This is a genomic window from Chryseobacterium caseinilyticum, assembly GCF_014837145.1.
GTDB lineage: Bacteria > Bacteroidota > Bacteroidia > Flavobacteriales > Weeksellaceae > Chryseobacterium > Chryseobacterium caseinilyticum.
Genome location: NZ_JACYFS010000002.1, coordinates 37,069 through 54,719 on the forward strand (window position 1 = coordinate 37,069; position 17,651 = coordinate 54,719).

Consider the following 17,651-nt stretch of genomic DNA (forward strand, 5'->3'; position numbering starts at 1 on the left):
ATGAACACACGCTACAGTTTACACAAAATAGACTCTGCGCATGAATTTACTTTCTCGCCGGCGGAATACAGCTATTTTAAATATGGTGATAAATCGTACGCCGAGAAATTTGCAAAAGAACTTTTTGAAGGATTTCTGGCCGGTCATCAGGAGATTTTAGATACAGATCAGGAAATTCTCGTGCTGCCGAGTCCATACATGGCGATTCCTACGGCTTCGAATTTTCTGTGTTTTTATTTTAAAAAACAGCTGGATTTTTATCTGTTTCAAAAAGGAAAACGCTCAAGCATTATTTCAAAAATCAACAGAAATCACACCTACACCACAGATTACGGAAATCTGAGTTTTGAAGACCGTAAAAATCTGATTGCCAACGATACCTACTATCTGGATAAGGATTTTCTGAAAGGCAAACTCTGCATTTTTATTGATGATATTAAAATTACGGGAAGCCACGAATTTACAGTCAACAAAATCCTGGATGAATACAGTGTAAATGCAGATTTTCTGTTTTTATATTACGCAGAACTCACTAACTTTGAGATTGATCCGAAAATCGAAAATTTCTTCAACTATTATACTGTAAAAGACGTTCACGACATCGCCGAGGTGATGCTGAAACCGAGTTTTCAGTTCAACACCAGAATTGTAAAATATATTTTAGGGCTGAATTCAAGTAATTTTGATTATCTTACGTCTAAAATAGAAAAAAAGCAGATGGATCATCTTCTGGAGCTGGCCATCAGCAACAATTATCATTTAATAAAAGAATACGAAAATAATATAAACACTTTAACGCAAACAGAACTTAATTATGGCTATTAACTTACAGAAAGGACAAAGAGAAAACATCAACGCACCTAAATTCACAATCGGTTTAGGATGGGATACCAACAATACATCAACAGGAGGATCGTTCGATTTGGATGCTTCTTTATTTTTGCTGAATGACAGTAAAAAACTGGTTTCAGACAACCATTTTGTTTTTTACAATAACCTTGAGTCTCCGGATAAAGCAGTGATTCACTCTGGTGATAATTTAACTGGTGACGGCGACGGTGATGATGAGCAGATTAAAATTGATCTGACTAAAATTGATGATGCTGTGAAAGAAATCACAGTGGTAGTAACGATTCACGAGGCAGACGAGAGAAGACAGAACTTCGGACAGGTAAGAAATTCTTTCATCAGAATTTTCAATACCGATACCAACGAAGAGATTTTAAAATATGAACTGGATGAAGATTTCTCTATCGAAACAGCTGTAGAATTCGGAAGAATTTACAACAGAAACGGAGAATGGAAATTCGAAGCAGTAGGAAGCGGTCAGAGAGATGGCCTGAATAAATTTGTATCAATGTATCAATAATCAGTTATGGATAATCAAAATACAGATCCGCTAGGGTCGATTGAACCGTTGAAAACGTTTGAGCCAACGCCCATTCCTCCCGCACAGCCCGCTCAGCCGGCACAGAATTCAGCTCCGGCCGTTTTGGTTGACAGAGATGGAAATGTGAATCTAAATCAGATTCAGGCGGCAGATCGTCAGAAATATGAGCTAATGGCAAATTCTATCGATGAATCCAATCCGGGTTCTATCGTGAATTTCGGCTCAGATTTACAGAAAACTTTAGCCAATCAGAGTGACAGTTTCTTAGGAAACGTAAGAAGGTCAAATTCCGGTGAAGTGGGAGAGTTGATCAATAATTTACTGATTGAACTGAATTACGTTGACGTTGATGAAATCAACAACGGTGGCGTAAAGGGTTTCCTGAGCAGACTTCCTTTTATGAAAAAGGTAATGAACCAGATGGATAATCTTTTTGCCAAGTACGACAAGATCACCAACAACATCGATCAGATTTCTCATAAAGTAAATGCGGGAATCATAACTTCTACGAAAGATAATGCCGTTTTGCAGACAATTTTCGACAGCAATGTCAATTCAATTAAAGCAATTGAAGAATTGGTAATTGCAGGAAATCTGAGAATGGAAAAGGCAGCCGGAGAATTGGCAGATATGGAAAACAACGTTCAGAATTTTGCTGATTACCAGATTGCCGACAAAAGAGATTTCATCAACAGATTAGACAGAAGACTGGCTGATTTAAAGGTTGTCCGCTTAATTATGATGCAGTCACTTCCACAAATCAGACTGGTGCAGAATAACAACGTTTCAATTGCCGAAAAAGCGCAGACGATTTTAACGACCACTTTACCGGTGTGGAAAAATCAGCTGTCTTTGGCGGTTGCGATGCACAGACAGCAGCAGAATATTGAAATTCAGCAGAAAGTTTCGTCAACCACAGAAGAAATTTTGAGAAAAAATGCAGAACGTTTGGGTCAGAATTCCATCAATGTGGCAAGAGCCAACGAGCAGACTATTGTATCTGCTGAAACATTAAAGGAAACTACTGCAAAACTGATCAGCACATTAAATGAAGTAAAACAGATTCAGAAGCAGGGAACAGAAAGCAGAAGAAAACTGGATCAGGATCTGCAGACTTTAGAATCAGAATTAAAAGCAAATATCAGAGGGTAAAAACAGGTTTATAGCGTGAATGAAGAGGTTGCAAACATCATGTCTCAGAGTACAAGAAGATTAACAAGGCTTAAACTTCTCTCTAATTTTTTTGAAAATGTTGATATCATTGCAATCTACATTAAAACCAATATTATTCATCATCTTTTTGAGAATAACAAGACGCTGGATTATAATAAACTGGAACTTTTTCATCTTCAGTATACCGACAGTCTGATTGAACTTTTAACCAAGATCAAGAAGAAAAAGGAAAACGATTTGCTGGCAGTGATTAATGAAATCAACATCAACAAACGCTATATTTCCAACTTTGAAGAGAAGAAAACCGACAGTTTTGAGATGGACAGAAAAATCTACAGCGGTGTTTTTTCTGAACATCTCAGGAATCTCTATCACGAGCTGATTGAGGAAAAAAATACGCTGAACTGGAGCAAGGTTTTATACTTTCACAAAAAGTACGGAACTGAATTTTACCGTACAAAAGCAGACGAAGATAAGCTTAAACCTCAATCTGCACCTTTCTACCAGTATCAGGATTACTGTATTGAGAAAAAGCTTTTGGGGAAACTGAATATTCAGAATTTTAAAGTCCGTTTTGTCTGCGGATATAAGTTTGAAAGGCATGAATATGAGCTTTTCAGGATTTTTCAGAGTGATGAATATTTTATTTTTAATGTGGATGAAAAAAAACTGTACCTCATTGATGATGAATTGACTGCTCTGGATATTTCTGAGAATGTATCCAACCAGAGTTCTATTATCAGCCAGCTTACGGAGAAAAATGATGAACTGACCGAGACGATGGAAATGAGAAGAAAAACGATTCCTGAAGATGTACAGTCTGTCTTAAAAGATTACCTGAGAAATCTCGAGAGCATCGATATTATGAGCAAAATTTTCGACGTCAACGAAGAAACCAATATCCTTCGGGCGATGTTGAATTTAAATTTAAATAATTAGAAGTAAAAAGTAAAAAGTAAAAAGTAAAAAGTAAAAAGTAAAAAGTAAAAAGTAAAAATTTTATAATAATTACTGAACTCACAATTTATTATTGACAATTCACTTTTTCACTGTTTAAAAAAATATAACTAAAACAAACAAATATAATGGCAATTAACTTACAAAAAGGTCAGAGAATAAACCTTACAAAAGAAAACGGAACAACGCTTTCGCAGGCTTGTGTCGGGATCAACTGGGGCGCAATCGAGAAGAAAAGTTTTTTCGGTGGTGTTTCAAAAGAAGCAGTAGATTTAGATGGAAGCTGCATTTTATACGATTCAAACAAAAATGCTACTGAAGTAATCTATTTCGGGAACTTAAAATCTAAAAACGGTTCTGTAAAGCACAGCGGCGACGATTTAACCGGTGACGTAAACGGTGATGACGGTTTGGATAATGAAGTAATCACAGTGGATTTTGCCAATTTAGATTCTAACGTTGAGCATGTAGCTTTGGTTTTAAACAGCTACAAAGGTCAGGATTTTGGGACGATTCCTTTTGCGTCAATCCGTATCTATGAAGGAACACCTACGAATGTGAGAGAAGTTTTTGCGAAATATGATATTGCCAATGATAAGTCTTTCAACGGTCACGTTGCTATGGTAATGGGTGTTTTCTACAAAAGAAATAATGAGTGGAAATTCAATGCCATTGGAGATCCTACCAGCGATAAAAAATTGGAGCAGACGATTGAAACGGTAAAACAAAAATACCTGTAAAAACATATAACAAATTGTCTGAAATTTATTATTTTAGACTGATAAATTAAGCAATACCTGTATCTTTACAGCTATTGCTTTTATCATATAATAACAGAAATATAGTGGAACAACACAACATTTTAGATCTTCACCCTGGCCTGGTGTGGGGATTTGCGGTAACGGTCGTTATCATGTTACTCCTTGATTTAGGAGTTTTTAACAAAAAAAGTCACGTGGTGACTTCAAAGGAGGCGACCATCTGGTCGGTCGTTTGGATTTCACTTTCCATGATTTTTTCCGGAGTTGTTTATTGGGTTTTCAATACCGACGGTTCGGCGGGAAGTCACGCTGTGGCAGTAGAAAAATTTACACAATATCAGGCTGCGTACTGGATTGAGAAAGCACTTTCCGTGGATAATTTATTTGTATTTATCCTCGTATTTGGTTTCTTTAAAGTGCCGAAATTTCTTCATCACAAAGTGTTGTTTTGGGGAATCATAGGAGCTTTAATCTTCAGAGCCATCTTCATTTTTGCAGGTGTTGAGTTAATTGATTTGACGTATTTACCTGAAATGAATATTTTCGGTCACGCAGTGAGAATCAACGTGGTCATGACGCTTTTTGGATTGTTCCTGATTTATGCCGGAATTAAATCATGGGGCGACGGCGGAGATGATGATGACGAAGACTACAGCGATACTGCAGGAGCAAAACTGATTAAAAGTTTCTGGAAAGTTTCTGATAATTATGACGGCGACAAATTTTTCACCATACAGAACGGAATCAGAATGGCAACACCGCTTTTAGTTGTGGTAGCCGTAATCGAGTTTACCGACGTATTGTTTGCGGTGGATTCTATCCCTGCGATTTTTGCGATTTCAAATGATCCTTTTATCCTTTATACGTCCAATATTTTTGCGATTTTAGGATTGAGATCACTGTACTTTTTACTGGCGAATTTCATTCACATGTTTAGCAAACTGCCTTATGGTCTGGCGATTATTTTAGCCTTCATCGGTGTTAAAATGTTGATCGCACCGTGGTATCACATTTCATCACCTATTTCATTAGGAATTGTAGGCGGAGTTTTGGTGATCTCGGTATTACTCTCCATCATTTTCCCTGATAAAAAGGAAGACGAGAAAGAGACAATAGAATAATAAATACTGAAAGGCTTTACAATTTGTAGAGCCTTTTTTTATCTTCAAACGTTCAACGCTTTTTCTATGTAAGAAATTGACAATTCACTTGCGCAGCAAAATTCACAATTCACTTCACTTATATTTCAAGAGCTTATTAATCTTCTTCCTCGTCTGCAGCGAAACTTTATACGCTTCATCCCGCAGTTTCTGAATTTTACCAACCGGCTGAAAGATTTCCGCACTTTCAAAAGGGTTAAAGGAAAGAAGTTCCTGTTCACAGTTATTTGGATTCAAAACCGAATTTTTTTCAAAATTAATCTGACCTAAGAGAATATCTGGAGAATCTTTCCAGTGTACGTTCAGCTTGTTGATCGGTTGATTTTGCAGGTCAAAGCATATCTGAATGAAAACATGAGCAGTGTAATCGGCATCTTTAAAATAGGTTCGGATCTTTTTTCTGTCACTCCCTTTTCTGATAAATTTTGTCGGAACATTTACCGGAACAATTTTTATTTTAACGATTTTTTCATCGAGCCTGTAGGCTCCGACCGAATAAAAGTCGTGGGAAAGAATAAAATCATTTCTCTTTTTTAAAAATTTAAATACTTCAGAAATAAAATCTCTGGTAAAACAAGACGGCAAAATCTTGTACAAACTCCTGAGAAGCGGGAAAAAAGTTCTGATCTTTTTTAAATAAAACCTGTTGATATTCGTAAACAGTTTAAGAAAAACAGATGGCGAATTTACCGGAAACAAAGGGAAATTGACCAAAGGATAATTGGCAATTGTGCGCCCTGCATCATCCTTAATTTTAAAAGCAAAACCGTACGCCGGAATCTGTTTCTGCTTTTTGCTGATTTTCATATTGGCGTTCGACACTCTTGCAACAATATCATATTGCTCTTTATCAAAAAGATATTTAATGTCCGGACAAAGGTTGGGATTGATTTTTAAGACACCTTGCAATACAGAATGGGTTTTTGCATGAGCATTACGCGTTGCAAAATTGACATCGCTGATTTCCGGCGAGCTCTCCACGAAGTCTGCGATGCTCTGTTTCGCTTCGTCAAGTAGTATTTTTTCGTCGTAAGACAGCTTGTCGAAGTTCCTGTTGTATTTCAAGGGATTTAACATAATTTGAAAAGTCAAGTATAACGCCAAGTTTTTAATTCTACGTTACGAGAATATTAAACGTTTTTTAATGTTTGGTATGCTGTAAACAGAAGCGTTGAGAAGCAGTCTCTTTAAAAATATCCGACCTTAAAATTCCTCTTACAAAATAAGAATAGTTTTAAGCCATAAACTCTAAAGATCTAGTTCACTAATCCACTAACTAATTAAAACTCTAAAACTCTAAAACTCTCAAACTCACACTTCCCGCCAAATCCTTATCTTTGCAAAAAAATAATTATGGGAGTAGCAGATATGTTATTTAAGCGTAAAAAAGAACAGGCAGCTAAGAACCTGAAAGACGGTCAGGAATACATGGCGGAATACGGTAAAAGAGAAACCGTTGTGGAATTGCCAAGCGGTTTGCAGTATGAAATCATCACTGAAGGCGACGGCGAAAAACCAGGACCTAGATCTACTGTAAAATGCCATTACCACGGTACAACCATCACCGGAAAAGTATTCGACAGCTCGGTAAAAAGAGGAACTCCGGCTTCATTTCCTTTGAATAAAGTGATCAAAGGCTGGACTGAAGCTTTGCAGCTTATGCCTGTAGGAAGCAAATGGAGATTGATTCTTCCTCCGCACCTTGCTTACGGCGAGCAGGAAATCAGCAAAGAAATCGGACCGAATTCTACGTTGATTTTTGAAGTTGAGTTATTGGATATTAAGTAAATTCAGTCTGAATATCAGAATTAAAATTACCTGTTTTGCGGGTAATTTTTTGTTTAAATAAATGTTTGAATCTGTAAATTTGCTCGCGTAAAGCTTAATCAATGTCGGCATTAAAAAAAATAAGGGAGGAGAAGAATTTCACTCAGGAAGAACTGGCTGAGAAGTCAGGACTTTCGGTGAGAACCATTCAGCGGATTGAAGCCGGAACTGCGCCGAAAGGGTACACACTGAAAACACTGGCTTCAACACTTGACGTTGCAGAAAAAGATTTATTAATTTCAGATGATTCTAATAATCAAACGGAGACTGAAGTTATAGTTGAAGAACCGATTTTAATCGGTAAACAGATAGAAATTTTAAACTCAACTTTAATCAAAATCATCAATCTCTCTTCACTTCCTTTTGCATGGTTTCCGGTTGCGAATTTTTTACCGCCTCTTTTAATAATGATTTTTACAAAAGAGAAATCTCTTGTTGTAAAACAGATCATTTCGCTTCAGATATTTTTAGCCATTATTTCGCCGGTCATTTTTATGATTGTTGCTTTCCTGAAACTAGGTTCCACATCTGTATTGATGACTATGATCGGCCTCACACTTTTGAATATTTTCATCATTTTGAGAAATGCATATGAAATTGACAAAAGACAAAAACTCCGTTACTGTCTGAATTTCAATATTATATAAATTGAATACTTAATTGTCGGGTTTTTGTCGGGTTATTTTTTTGAATTCAATTTTATAAAAAATGAATCTTTGTCGAAAATTATTCAATGACAAAGAAATTCAGCATCAGCATTTTTATTTTATTCCTTTTTACCGGAATTGTACATGCTCAAACGGATAAAAATTCACCTTTATTTCTGGAATTAAAAAAACAGGACAGTCTTTTCTTTGAGCGCGGTTTTAATAATTGCGACATTGCCTATCTTGAAAAAACAGTGGATGAAAATCTGAATTTCTATCACGATAACGGTGGTTTTCAGGACAAGAAACTGTTTATGGAAAGGACAAAGCAAAACATCTGTGGAAACCCAAATAAAAAGCCAATTCGCAAAGTGATTGAAAACAGTCTGGAAGTTTTCCCTCTGTACAGTAATGGCGAATTGTATGGCGCAATACAAACTGGCGAGCATCAGTTCTTCATCCGTGAAAAAAACAAGGAAGATGTGTTGGGTGGTCAGGCAAAATTCACATCGGTCTGGACAAAAAAAGACGGAAACTGGGTAATGAGCGATGTTCTCAGCTATGATCACAAGGATCCGGCAAAGGCAAAACTTACAGATAATCTTCAGCAGTTAATGCAGGACAATAATATTCCAACCTTGGGATTGGGCGTTATTGAAGATGGAAAATTAAAAGAGATCAAAGTTTACGGAACTCTGGATGGAAAAACTACAGCACCTTACAACAGTCTTTTCAATGTAGCTTCTTTAACAAAACCTGTCACTGCAATGACTGTTTTGCGCTTGGTAAGTTTAGGAAAATGGAATTTGGATGAACCACTTTACAAATATTTTACAGATCCAGATATCGCTAATGATCCCCGAAATAAAAAGTTGACCACTAGATTAGTTTTAAGCCATCAAACTGGCTTTCCAAATTGGCGTTGGATGAAAAATAACAAAAAACTCAGTTTTGAATTCGATCCAGGAACGAAATATCAGTATTCCGGTGAAGGTTATGAATATTTAAGGAAAGCGGTTGAGAAAAAGTTTAATAAAAGTCTGGAAGAATTAGCGAAGCAAAATGTTTTTCAACCTTTAAATATGAACGACACCAGTTATATCTGGAATGAGAAAAAACAGGGCGGAAGAATTGTAACCGGTTACGGCACAAACGGAAAACCTTTTGACATCGTAAAAAATAAAACAGCCAGCGGAGCTGATGATCTTATGACTTCTGTGGAAGATTACAGTAAATTTTTAATAGGTGTAATGAACAGTCAATTGCTTTCGCGGGAAGTTTATGAAGCAATGAAAACGAAACAGGTTGAAATCAAAAAAAACAAATATTTCGGACTTGGTTTTGAAATTTATGATCTGGGAAATAACGAGATTGCGCTTTCTCACGGTGGCTCAGACAATGGAGTAAATACAATCGCTTTTATTTTGCCTGATACCAAGCAGGGATTGGTGATTTTTACCAACGTCGATGACGGATATAAGATTTATGAGCCAATCATCAACCATTATCTCGGTAAGGCTGGAAAAAAAATTGTTGAGATCGAAACAAAATAATATCTGAATAAAATATTAAGCTTGCATTTTTAAATGTAATTAATTTTATTACAATTAAAATTTTATTATCTTTGTGCCCAACATTATGAGCAATACAAGATTTGCAACAGCGATACACATCATGACTCTTCTGGCAAAATTTCCGGAGGAATGGCTGACGTCTGACTGGATCGCAGGTAGCATCAACATCAATCCGGTTATTGTCCGGAAGGAGTTGGGGATTTTAAGGGATTCAAATCTTGTGGTGAGCAGACAGGGTAAAATAGGAGGGAGCCAGATTGCATCGGATCCTGAAAAAATTAAAATTTCAGAGATTTTCCGTGCTGTAAAAAATTCAGATGTTTTAGGCAAAAAAAATCAGAATCCGAATCCTGTTTGTCCGATTGGGAAAAATATCAATGAAAATTTAAAGAATTTATTTATAGAAACAGATCAGCTCGTCGTTGACTTTCTGGGAAATAAAAACCTGAAAGAATTCGCAGATCAGTTTAAGTAAAATTTTTTGATTTTAAATGTAACAAAATTTATTACAATTTAATTTAAATATTAAAATTATGAGCAAAAAAGTAGCAGTAATTGGCGCAACAGGTTTTGTTGGTGCACATGTGGTAAAAGAATTATCCAGCAGAGGTTATCAGGTGGAAGCCTTGGCGAGAGATATTTCAAAAGTTCCGGCTTTGGAGAATGTGTCATCAAAAAGTATCGACATCAACAATTCGGAAGATCTTTCTGACGTATTAAATGGAAATGATGCAGTAATCAACACTTTCAACCCGGGCTGGACGAATCCTAATCTGTATGATGATTTCCTGAATGGCTCTATCGCAATTGAAAAAGCAGTTGAGAATTCAGGTGTAAAAAGATTTATTACCGTTGGCGGTGCAGGGAGTTTATTTATTGACGGAAATCAGCTGGTAGATGGACCGGATTTCCCCGCAGACATAAAACCTGGGGCAACTGCGGCCAGAGATTATTTGGATGTGATTAAGAAAAACACAGTGCTCGACTGGACGTTTTTCAGCCCTGCAATAGAAATGCATCAGGGAACAGCAGGCGTAAGAGTGGGAGAATACAGAACAGCCCTTGAAAATCCTGTTTTTAACGACGAGGGAAGAAGTGTACTTTCCGTAGAAGATGTTGCTGTTGTTTTGGTAGATGAATTGGAGCAGAATAATCACATCCGTGAGCGTTTTACAGCTGGGTACTGATTTAATGTAGATTCAACCAGAACAAACTTAAAACTTCAATTTAAATCAGTTAAAATTTTTAAGAAAATATAGGTCATAAAAAATTGCCACGAATTCTAGAAGAAAATTCTCATCAAATGAGTACTTCCGTGAATTCGTGGCATCTTTTATTTTAAAATTAAACTTAATTAAATGAGTTTAATATAACTTTCAGAGCCTGTTTAAAAATGGTTAAAAAACAAATTTTCAAGTCATTTTTCTTTTCCCCAACCCTAAAGGGTGGAAAAATGCCTTGAAAATTTCAGCAAAATTAACTCCCTTTAGGGTCGGGGGAAATTAATTTTGATGAAATTTAAACAGGCTCTCAATCCTAAAAATTCATAAACAGTTTAGGATTTACAGGTGTATTGTTTTTATGAACTTCGTAGTGAAGATGTGGCCCCGTAGATCTTCCTGAATTTCCTGACTTGGCGATTACCTGTCCCACTTTTACCTTGTCATTGGTTTTGGCAACCAGTTGCGATAAGTGACCGTAAAGTGTTGCAAGACCATTTCCATGAGAAACAATCACACAATTTCCGTAACCGCCCTTTTGTCCTGAGAAAATTACGGTACCGGCTGCCGTAGCAATGACATTGGATCCAAACGGAACTGCAATGTCCAGACCTTTGTGAAACTGCATCTGATCAGCTTCCGCAGGTGGATTATTTTTCTCCATCGGTTGGCTTTTAACAGCAGTATTTTGGGTAGGAGCAGCAGATGGCGCAGCTGTTTTTGCTGCGACGGGAGCTTTTGGGGTTACCATTACTTTTACTTCTCGCTTATTTCCGTAGCTGTCGGTCACTTCAATTATTTTTTCTACCGGGACAGCTTTCACTTCCGGAGCGGAAACCGTTGGTACGGCAGCGGGAGTTTCACTTTTTGGCGCTGAAACTGATGCCAGAACTCTTTTAAATGGAATAGGGTTTTTTCTGATGCCGAAATTTGACGAAATATAGCCTTCAGATGGCATTCCCAGAGGAACCTGCTGTAGTTTTTCCTGCAGATTCATCAGGTATTCACTGTATCTGTTGGCCTGTTTAGAAAGATAAACAGAATTGGAAATACTGTCCTGATCCAATACCTCAAGTCTTCCGTTGCTGATGTTTTTGGCTTTCAGAAATGAGTTGAGTTCGGTTACCGTTTTATCGACCATTCCGAGGTCAGTTTTCATTTTCAGGTAATCTACACTGTCTTTTTCGGTATTTATTTTTACAAGATTTACCTCGTAGGTTTTGTCATCTTTTTGATTAAAAAGTTTGGCAATTAAAATGCTTTGAGCGAAAACAGCAGCAGAAAGTATACCGATCAGAACAGTTACTTTCTTCTTGTTTGCTAGAAAATTCTTCATTTTTTCTTCATTAAAGTTACTTACACTACAAGCGTGCAAATTTACTTAAAATATTTGTATTGAAAATTTTAGTTGTAAAACAGCTTTTTGTCATTACTAAACGCAGATTTTAATAAAAAATTGTTTTTCATATTACATTTTAGCAAAGATTTTGATAATCTGCATTTCAGTCTTTCATTATTTGACGGTTTTAATATATTTGCAGTTCACAGTATCATTATGACGAAGAAAAAAACAAATTCAGATTCTACCTCAAAAAAACCAAAAACAGAACTGGCGGTTGGCGTTTTGGGAAGCGGAAGTTTTGCAACGGCAATTGTAAAAATGTTGGTTGAGAACTGCAAAACCGTGCATTGGTGTGTAAGAAATGAGTTTGTAAAAGGGGCAATCGAACTTAGAGGTCACAACCCGACTTATCTTACAGCGGTTAATTTTAATTTAAAAAATTTAAAACTGACGACAGACATCAACGAAATGGTTTCTGCATGTGATATTGTAGTTCTGGCGACGCCTTCAATTTACCTTTCAGATTCTATGGACAAACTGAATTGTGAGTATGGCGACAAGATTTTTGTTTCTGCCATCAAAGGAATTATTCCGAAAGTGAATAACGTGGTTGCACATTATCTGAAAGATGAATTTAAAATAGGTTTCAGAAATCAGGCCGTGATTGCAGGACCCTGTCATGCAGAAGAAGTTGCGATGGAGAGACTTTCATATCTTACCGTGGCAACAGTTGAAGAGGAAAATTCAAAAAAATTACTGGATATTTTCTCATCAGACTTCATTAAAGTCAGTGCCAGCAAAGATATTTTGGGGAATGAATACAGTGCAATTCTTAAAAACATTTTCGCGATTGGAGCCGGTATTGCCAGTGGTTTGGGCTACGGTGATAACTTTACTGCAGTTTTCGTGTCCAATGCGATCCGGGAGATGGAAACGTTCCTGGAAGCAATTTATGAAGCGCCAAGGGACGTAAACGAAAGTGCTTACCTGGGAGATTTACTCGTTACAGCTTATTCACTTTTCTCCAGAAACAGAAACCTAGGAAATTTAATCGGCAAAGGTTATACTGTAAAATCTGCAATTCAGTCGATGAACATGGTTGCAGAGGGATATTATGCTGCTGATTCTATTTATCAGACAGCGCGTGAGAAGGGTTTAAAACTTCCTATTATCGACACCATTTACGGAATTCTGTATGAAGGTAAAAACGCCGAAAAACAGTACAGAAAACTTACCGCAAAACTGAATTAATCAAAATATCAAAATCTCCTTTAGCGGGAGATTTTTTCATTTAAAATAATAATCATAAATCGAATTCTTTCTATAGAACAGCTGCAATTCTCTTTTTTTAAATCTTTGAGATAAACATTTTTTCCATTTAAATTTTTATTTGACCGATTTTAGAAGTGTACTCCTAAATCACTTAATTTAATATTCAATTCTAATTAATACTGAGTATTATCAGTTTATTAATGAAGCAATGAGTGTAAATTTTAAAAACTTTTCCCGAAATTCGTAGTAAATTTTAGAATAATGCCACACACCCTGATCAGCAGAACACCAAAACCGAAATATGACGTCGTAATGATTGGCGGAGGGATTATGAGTGCCACTCTTGCAACCCTTCTTCACGAGCTCGACCCTGCTTTAAATATTGCCATTTTTGAAAGACTTGGCAGATTTGCAAAAGAAAGTACCGCTGCATGGAACAATGCCGGAACAGGTCACTCCGCATTTTGTGAACTGAATTATACCCCACAAAAAGCTGACGGAAGTATTGATATTGCAAAAGCAGAGAGTATTGCAGAGCAGTTCGAAGTCTCCAAGCAGTTCTGGTCTTTTTTAATTAATAAAAATTATATAGATACACCACAGGATTTTGTTAATTCATGTCCGCACCTGAGTCTTGTTTTTGGTGAGGATGATTCTGAATACCTGAAAAAACGTTTCGAAAATATGTCTAAATCTGTGCTTTTTGAAGGCATGGAGTTTACAACAGATCATGATAAACTGAGAGAATGGATTCCTTTGGTTATGAGCAAAAGAAATCAGTCTGAAGTTTTAGCCGCCACAAAAATGGAAGCCGGAACCGATGTGAATTTCGGAACACTCACCAGAAAAATGGGACGCCATCTCATCAGAAATACCAATGTGGAAGTTTTTCTGTACACCGAAGTGAAAGATATTGACCCCATTGCAAACGGCTGGAAGATGAAAGTGAAAGACCGTACTCACAATATTAAGCATGAAGTTTCTGCAGATTTTGTATTCATCGGTGCAGGTGGTTATGCCTTGCCGCTTCTCGACAGTTCGGATATTGAAGAAAGTGCGGGCTACGGAGGTTTTCCTGTTTCAGGACAGTGGCTTGTGACGCACAATCCGGAATTGGTAGCGCAGCACGAAGCTAAAGTTTACACACAGGCGCCGGTGGGAGCACCACCAATGTCGGTTCCCCATTTGGATCTCAGAATAATTGATGGTAAAAAGGCCTTGCTTTTTGGTCCGTTTGCCGGCTTTTCAACTAAATTTTTGAAGGAAGGAAGCTATCTTGATCTTCCTGAAAGTGTGAATACCAAAAATATCAGATCGCTTTTTGGCGCTTGGTGGCACAATCTTCCGCTGACGAAATACCTCATTCAGCAGGTAGCGATGAATAAAGCCCAGAGAATTCAGCATTTGAGGGAGTTTGTGAAAGATGCCAAAGAAGAAGACTGGGAACTGAAAGTGGCTGGACAGCGAGTTCAGATCATTAAAAAAGACGATAAAGTTGGCGGCAAACTGGAATTCGGAACAGAGGTAGTGACTAACAAAAGCGGAACAATTGCCTCATTACTCGGCGCCTCTCCAGGTGCTTCAACTGCGGTAAGTGCCATGATCGACGTACTCGAAAAATGCTTCCCTGAAAAAATGAACGGTGAATGGCATGATAAACTGAAAGAAATAATTCCGTCATACGGAACGAAACTCTCTGAAAATCCTGAAATGACCGCGATGCTCCGTGCCTACAGCAAAGAGAAACTGCAACTCAAACATTAACTATAAGTAATGGGTAATGAGTAATAAGCAATGTTGGGAATTGTGTAAATTGCTCATTACTTATTGCTAATTACTCATCAAAAATGGAAGTCATTGTAAAACCAATCATTGCAACAGAATTGCTTGAGTCTCTGAAAACCAAAGTAGAAGAGGAGAAACAGGTGATTGTGCATTGCTGTTTTCCTGCTTCACCATTTTTGGGAAATCTGATCAGGATCTGGAATACGACCTATCTTATAGATAATAATTCGGATCACAGAAGTGGGCTTATTCATGCAGAAAATATTTCACTTTTTCCGTATTGGACGCCGGTACCGTTTATGAAAGATTTTTGGTTTACCTTAATTTTTTCAGGACTGCCGAAAGACTGTAAAAGTTTTGATTTCCAGGAAGTCATTCCGGAAGAAGGTGGTTTTTTTGTGAAATCAATCAAGAGAAATTCTTCAGATGTTTACAGAATTAAAATTTCAGAATAATGTTTAAAAAGATCATTTTATATTTCATTTTACTTCTAATTCCCTTTGCTGGATTTTCGCAGAAAAAAGAAATAAAGGACATTGAAAAGTTTCAGAATAATTTAAATAAAGAATATCTAAATCCAAAAGAGACACCTTTAAGAGATGATAATTTTAAGAATTTTAAAAAGCATCCTTTCTTTCCAATCAATCTGAAGTACCGCGTTACTGCTAAGTTTGTGAAAAACGAAAATCCGGAACCCTTTGATTTGCCGACTTCATCAGGGAAATCTAAGCAGTATCAGGAATTTGGAAAGGCCTATTTTAAATTAGACGGAAAAGATTTCATTTTAAATATTTATCAGAGTTTAGATCTGATGAAAACTGAGGAGTATAAAAACCATCTCTTTTTGCCATTTGGCGACCTTACAAACAACAAAGAAACCTACGGCGGCGGGAAATATATTGATCTTGAAATTCCCACAGGAGATACAATTGTGATTGATTTTAACCAATCTTATCATCCGTATTGCGCTTATAATGCTTACGATTACAATTGCCCGATTGTGCCTGCAGAAAATAAACTTTCCGTGGAAATCAAAGCTGGTGTGATGTACGACGATATTTATCATCATTAAATTATGGTCAGTTTAAATTTTTATAAACCTGAAGATTTTTCAGAGTTGGATTTTGACTTAAATGAAATTCAGTCTCAATATTCTGCACTTCCGAAACTGGCTTTGGAAAGAATTGAAGAGCGAAATCAAAATGATGATTTTTTTGCTTATCCCGTTACGGTTTTGGACGGTGAACATATTGTCGGTTTTTTTGTTCTGGATTTTGGCGGAGATAAATTTGAATTTACAGCCAATCCTGAATCTGTCTTATTGAGATCACTGTCAATAACCCTGAATTTCAAGGTAAAGGAATTGGTTTGAATGTAATGATTTCACTGGATCATTTCATCAAAAAACATTTTCATAACTGTAAAGAAATCGTTTTATCAGTAAACGAAAGAAACACTTCCGCGCTCAGAATTTATCTTAAAACCGGCTATCATTTAACAGGAAAAATCAAGGAGGGAAGGAGCGGACCGCAATTGGTAATGTCTAAAATTTTAGATTAAACTGAAAAGCTAAAAAAAATTAAGATGAAAACTGAAATTACAGAGCAGGAACAAAGTATCACAGTAGCAGATATTCTGGAACTTGAATCGATGTTTAACTTCAACATGCCGGAAAATTTAAAGAAACTTTATTTAAAACATAACGGTGGAATAATTGATGATGGATATTATGAAATCCACAGCATAAAGTACGGCGAATCTTTGTTGGAAGAAACGATTGATAGCCTGCAATTTATCGAACAACATATTCCGAAAGAATATTTACCATTTGCGACTACAGCGGTAGGACATCTAATATGTATCTATACCGACAGTGGCAGTAAAAATGGTCATATTTACCTCTTTCGTCACGATGAATTAGAGCCTGTCTTTTACGATATTTCTCTGGAAAAATTTTTAAAAGTTGATTCAATAGATGATTTATAAGTAGAGCTGGATCCTAAAAAACATAATTTTAAGCGGACAACATTAATCTAAATGATAAGAATTGACGATAAAGATGTCGAAAAAATCCTGGAATTTGCGGGAATAGATAATGCTGGTGGACCTATTTACAGATATCAGGGTTATCCTTTTAATGGGATTATAGAATCATTTTATTCAAGTGGCAAACTGCAGGATGAGGCTGAATATACCGATGGACATCTCGGAGGAGTTCAGAGGGAGTATTATGAAAATGGAAAAATTAGAGAGGAGTATTATAAATATTTTGCAAAACCGCATGGTCATTGGAAAGAATGGGATGAAGATGGGATTTTGATTCATCATTCGATTTGGAAAGAAGGACAGAAAACAGAAACTTTGCTGGGATAGACTTCTTGCTTTTGACATTTTTTGATTTGAAACCGAAGGTGTAAGTTTCAATAATTCAGTTGTTAATTAAACTTCTGTATTAAGAAAGTTATTTAAAATTTAAATTAAAAAAAAACCTGAACTATCATTTAAATCTCAAAAACCAGGAATTAACATCAGTTTCTTATTCA

21 protein-coding genes are annotated in these 17,651 nt (G+C 36.5%); 19 read left to right on the forward strand and 2 right to left on the reverse strand.

Going from position 1 to position 17,651, the window contains the following annotated elements; all coding sequences use genetic code 11:
* The 6 genes from IC610_RS08210 (at window position 1) to IC610_RS08235 (ending at window position 5,402) form a co-directional block, all read left to right on the forward strand.
* Window positions 1–825 carry a phosphoribosyltransferase family protein gene (locus IC610_RS08210; protein ID WP_191736296.1) on the forward strand — a complete coding sequence of 275 codons (825 nt, stop codon included), beginning with the start codon at window positions 1–3 and terminating at the stop codon, window positions 823–825.
* Window positions 815–1,369, forward strand: coding sequence for a TerD family protein (locus IC610_RS08215; RefSeq protein WP_056076634.1), 555 nt, complete (start codon window positions 815–817; stop codon window positions 1,367–1,369). Before IC610_RS08210 ends, IC610_RS08215 begins: the two co-directional genes overlap by 11 nt.
* Window positions 1,370–1,375: 6 nt before the next feature.
* The gene (locus IC610_RS08220) at window positions 1,376–2,542 is read left to right on the forward strand and encodes a toxic anion resistance protein (RefSeq protein ID WP_082482355.1); all 1,167 of its coding nucleotides are present in this window, start codon (window positions 1,376–1,378) and stop codon (window positions 2,540–2,542) included.
* A gap of 15 nt (window positions 2,543–2,557) precedes the next feature.
* Entirely contained in the window at window positions 2,558–3,502 is a 945-nt protein-coding gene (locus tag IC610_RS08225; protein WP_191736298.1) for a hypothetical protein, read from the forward strand.
* 146 nt (window positions 3,503–3,648) lie between these two features.
* Window positions 3,649–4,260 carry a TerD family protein gene (locus tag IC610_RS08230; RefSeq protein WP_191736300.1) on the forward strand — a complete coding sequence of 204 codons (612 nt, stop codon included), beginning with the start codon at window positions 3,649–3,651 and terminating at the stop codon, window positions 4,258–4,260.
* 104 nt (window positions 4,261–4,364) lie between these two features.
* On the forward strand, window positions 4,365–5,402 hold the full coding sequence (locus IC610_RS08235; RefSeq protein ID WP_191736302.1) for a TerC/Alx family metal homeostasis membrane protein: 1,038 nt from the start codon (window positions 4,365–4,367) through the stop codon (window positions 5,400–5,402).
* A 114-nt stretch (window positions 5,403–5,516) separates the two neighbouring features.
* Here IC610_RS08235 and IC610_RS08240 read toward each other — a convergent pair whose 3' ends face one another.
* Window positions 5,517–6,518: a catalase family protein gene (locus IC610_RS08240; RefSeq protein ID WP_191736304.1), complete on the reverse strand. Its 1,002-nt coding sequence runs from the start codon at window positions 6,516–6,518 to the stop codon at window positions 5,517–5,519.
* Between the two features lie 276 nt (window positions 6,519–6,794).
* On the opposite strand from IC610_RS08240, the gene IC610_RS08245 reads away from it, so the two are divergent.
* The 5 genes from IC610_RS08245 to IC610_RS08265 all read left to right on the forward strand — a co-directional run bounded on the left by IC610_RS08245 (window position 6,795) and on the right by IC610_RS08265 (window position 10,676).
* Complete coding sequence (locus tag IC610_RS08245) at window positions 6,795–7,229, forward strand: FKBP-type peptidyl-prolyl cis-trans isomerase (protein WP_191736306.1); 435 nt, start codon at window positions 6,795–6,797, stop codon at window positions 7,227–7,229.
* Window positions 7,230–7,330: 101 nt separating this feature from the next.
* Entirely contained in the window at window positions 7,331–7,915 is a 585-nt protein-coding gene (locus tag IC610_RS08250) for a helix-turn-helix domain-containing protein (RefSeq protein WP_191736308.1), read from the forward strand.
* An 86-nt stretch (window positions 7,916–8,001) separates the two neighbouring features.
* Window positions 8,002–9,468 carry a serine hydrolase gene (locus IC610_RS08255; protein ID WP_191736310.1) on the forward strand — a complete coding sequence of 489 codons (1,467 nt, stop codon included), beginning with the start codon at window positions 8,002–8,004 and terminating at the stop codon, window positions 9,466–9,468.
* A gap of 85 nt (window positions 9,469–9,553) precedes the next feature.
* On the forward strand, window positions 9,554–9,964 hold the full coding sequence (locus IC610_RS08260; RefSeq protein ID WP_191736312.1) for an Rrf2 family transcriptional regulator: 411 nt from the start codon (window positions 9,554–9,556) through the stop codon (window positions 9,962–9,964).
* A 58-nt stretch (window positions 9,965–10,022) separates the two neighbouring features.
* Window positions 10,023–10,676 carry an NAD(P)-dependent oxidoreductase gene (locus IC610_RS08265; RefSeq protein WP_191736314.1) on the forward strand — a complete coding sequence of 218 codons (654 nt, stop codon included), beginning with the start codon at window positions 10,023–10,025 and terminating at the stop codon, window positions 10,674–10,676.
* A 349-nt stretch (window positions 10,677–11,025) separates the two neighbouring features.
* Here IC610_RS08265 and IC610_RS08270 read toward each other — a convergent pair whose 3' ends face one another.
* Window positions 11,026–12,045, reverse strand: a complete 1,020-nt coding sequence (locus IC610_RS08270; protein ID WP_191736315.1) for a M23 family metallopeptidase — start codon at window positions 12,043–12,045, stop codon at window positions 11,026–11,028.
* A gap of 219 nt (window positions 12,046–12,264) precedes the next feature.
* Between IC610_RS08270 and IC610_RS08275 the strand changes: the two genes are divergently transcribed.
* From IC610_RS08275 to IC610_RS08305, 8 genes are all read left to right on the forward strand, one after another.
* Entirely contained in the window at window positions 12,265–13,302 is a 1,038-nt protein-coding gene (locus IC610_RS08275) for an NAD(P)H-dependent glycerol-3-phosphate dehydrogenase (protein ID WP_191736821.1), read from the forward strand.
* A 282-nt stretch (window positions 13,303–13,584) separates the two neighbouring features.
* The gene (mqo, locus tag IC610_RS08280; RefSeq protein WP_191736317.1) at window positions 13,585–15,087 is read left to right on the forward strand and encodes a malate dehydrogenase (quinone); all 1,503 of its coding nucleotides are present in this window, start codon (window positions 13,585–13,587) and stop codon (window positions 15,085–15,087) included.
* An 83-nt stretch (window positions 15,088–15,170) separates the two neighbouring features.
* The gene (locus IC610_RS08285; RefSeq protein ID WP_191736319.1) at window positions 15,171–15,563 is read left to right on the forward strand and encodes a hypothetical protein; all 393 of its coding nucleotides are present in this window, start codon (window positions 15,171–15,173) and stop codon (window positions 15,561–15,563) included.
* Entirely contained in the window at window positions 15,563–16,180 is a 618-nt protein-coding gene (locus tag IC610_RS08290; RefSeq protein ID WP_191736321.1) for a DUF1684 domain-containing protein, read from the forward strand. The genes IC610_RS08285 and IC610_RS08290 overlap by 1 nt, the downstream gene beginning before the upstream one ends.
* Before the next feature lie 3 nt (window positions 16,181–16,183).
* Complete coding sequence (locus IC610_RS19975; RefSeq protein ID WP_228462887.1) at window positions 16,184–16,480, forward strand: hypothetical protein; 297 nt, start codon at window positions 16,184–16,186, stop codon at window positions 16,478–16,480.
* Between the two features lie 5 nt (window positions 16,481–16,485).
* A complete protein-coding gene (locus IC610_RS19980; protein ID WP_262891687.1) occupies window positions 16,486–16,668 on the forward strand; it encodes a GNAT family N-acetyltransferase in 183 nt (60 codons plus the stop codon).
* Between the two features lie 24 nt (window positions 16,669–16,692).
* Window positions 16,693–17,094: an SMI1/KNR4 family protein gene (locus IC610_RS08300; RefSeq protein WP_191736323.1), complete on the forward strand. Its 402-nt coding sequence runs from the start codon at window positions 16,693–16,695 to the stop codon at window positions 17,092–17,094.
* A gap of 51 nt (window positions 17,095–17,145) precedes the next feature.
* Window positions 17,146–17,481 (forward strand): toxin-antitoxin system YwqK family antitoxin, encoded by a 336-nt coding sequence (locus IC610_RS08305; RefSeq protein WP_191736325.1) that lies wholly within the window; start codon window positions 17,146–17,148, stop codon window positions 17,479–17,481.
* Window positions 17,482–17,651: the final 170 nt, after the last annotated feature.

What these genes read in the sequence shown, in the direction of transcription:
- IC610_RS08210 (WP_191736296.1), top strand. Translation starts at nt 1, where the DNA reads ATGAACACACGCTACAGTTTACACAAAATAGACTCTGCGCATGAATTT.
- IC610_RS08215 (WP_056076634.1), top strand. Translation starts at nt 815, where the DNA reads ATGGCTATTAACTTACAGAAAGGACAAAGAGAAAACATCAACGCACCT.
- IC610_RS08220 (WP_082482355.1), top strand. Translation starts at nt 1,376, where the DNA reads ATGGATAATCAAAATACAGATCCGCTAGGGTCGATTGAACCGTTGAAA.
- IC610_RS08230 (WP_191736300.1), top strand. Translation starts at nt 3,649, where the DNA reads ATGGCAATTAACTTACAAAAAGGTCAGAGAATAAACCTTACAAAAGAA.
- IC610_RS08240 (WP_191736304.1), bottom strand. Translation starts at nt 6,518, where the DNA reads ATGTTAAATCCCTTGAAATACAACAGGAACTTCGACAAGCTGTCTTAC.
- IC610_RS08245 (WP_191736306.1), top strand. Translation starts at nt 6,795, where the DNA reads ATGGGAGTAGCAGATATGTTATTTAAGCGTAAAAAAGAACAGGCAGCT.
- IC610_RS08250 (WP_191736308.1), top strand. Translation starts at nt 7,331, where the DNA reads ATGTCGGCATTAAAAAAAATAAGGGAGGAGAAGAATTTCACTCAGGAA.
- IC610_RS08255 (WP_191736310.1), top strand. Translation starts at nt 8,002, where the DNA reads ATGACAAAGAAATTCAGCATCAGCATTTTTATTTTATTCCTTTTTACC.
- IC610_RS08260 (WP_191736312.1), top strand. Translation starts at nt 9,554, where the DNA reads ATGAGCAATACAAGATTTGCAACAGCGATACACATCATGACTCTTCTG.
- IC610_RS08265 (WP_191736314.1), top strand. Translation starts at nt 10,023, where the DNA reads ATGAGCAAAAAAGTAGCAGTAATTGGCGCAACAGGTTTTGTTGGTGCA.
- IC610_RS08270 (WP_191736315.1), bottom strand. Translation starts at nt 12,045, where the DNA reads ATGAAGAATTTTCTAGCAAACAAGAAGAAAGTAACTGTTCTGATCGGT.
- IC610_RS08275 (WP_191736821.1), top strand. Translation starts at nt 12,265, where the DNA reads ATGACGAAGAAAAAAACAAATTCAGATTCTACCTCAAAAAAACCAAAA.
- mqo (WP_191736317.1), top strand. Translation starts at nt 13,585, where the DNA reads ATGCCACACACCCTGATCAGCAGAACACCAAAACCGAAATATGACGTC.
- IC610_RS08285 (WP_191736319.1), top strand. Translation starts at nt 15,171, where the DNA reads ATGGAAGTCATTGTAAAACCAATCATTGCAACAGAATTGCTTGAGTCT.
- IC610_RS08290 (WP_191736321.1), top strand. Translation starts at nt 15,563, where the DNA reads ATGTTTAAAAAGATCATTTTATATTTCATTTTACTTCTAATTCCCTTT.
- IC610_RS19975 (WP_228462887.1), top strand. Translation starts at nt 16,184, where the DNA reads ATGGTCAGTTTAAATTTTTATAAACCTGAAGATTTTTCAGAGTTGGAT.
- IC610_RS19980 (WP_262891687.1), top strand. Translation starts at nt 16,486, where the DNA reads ATGATTTCACTGGATCATTTCATCAAAAAACATTTTCATAACTGTAAA.
- IC610_RS08300 (WP_191736323.1), top strand. Translation starts at nt 16,693, where the DNA reads ATGAAAACTGAAATTACAGAGCAGGAACAAAGTATCACAGTAGCAGAT.
- IC610_RS08305 (WP_191736325.1), top strand. Translation starts at nt 17,146, where the DNA reads ATGATAAGAATTGACGATAAAGATGTCGAAAAAATCCTGGAATTTGCG.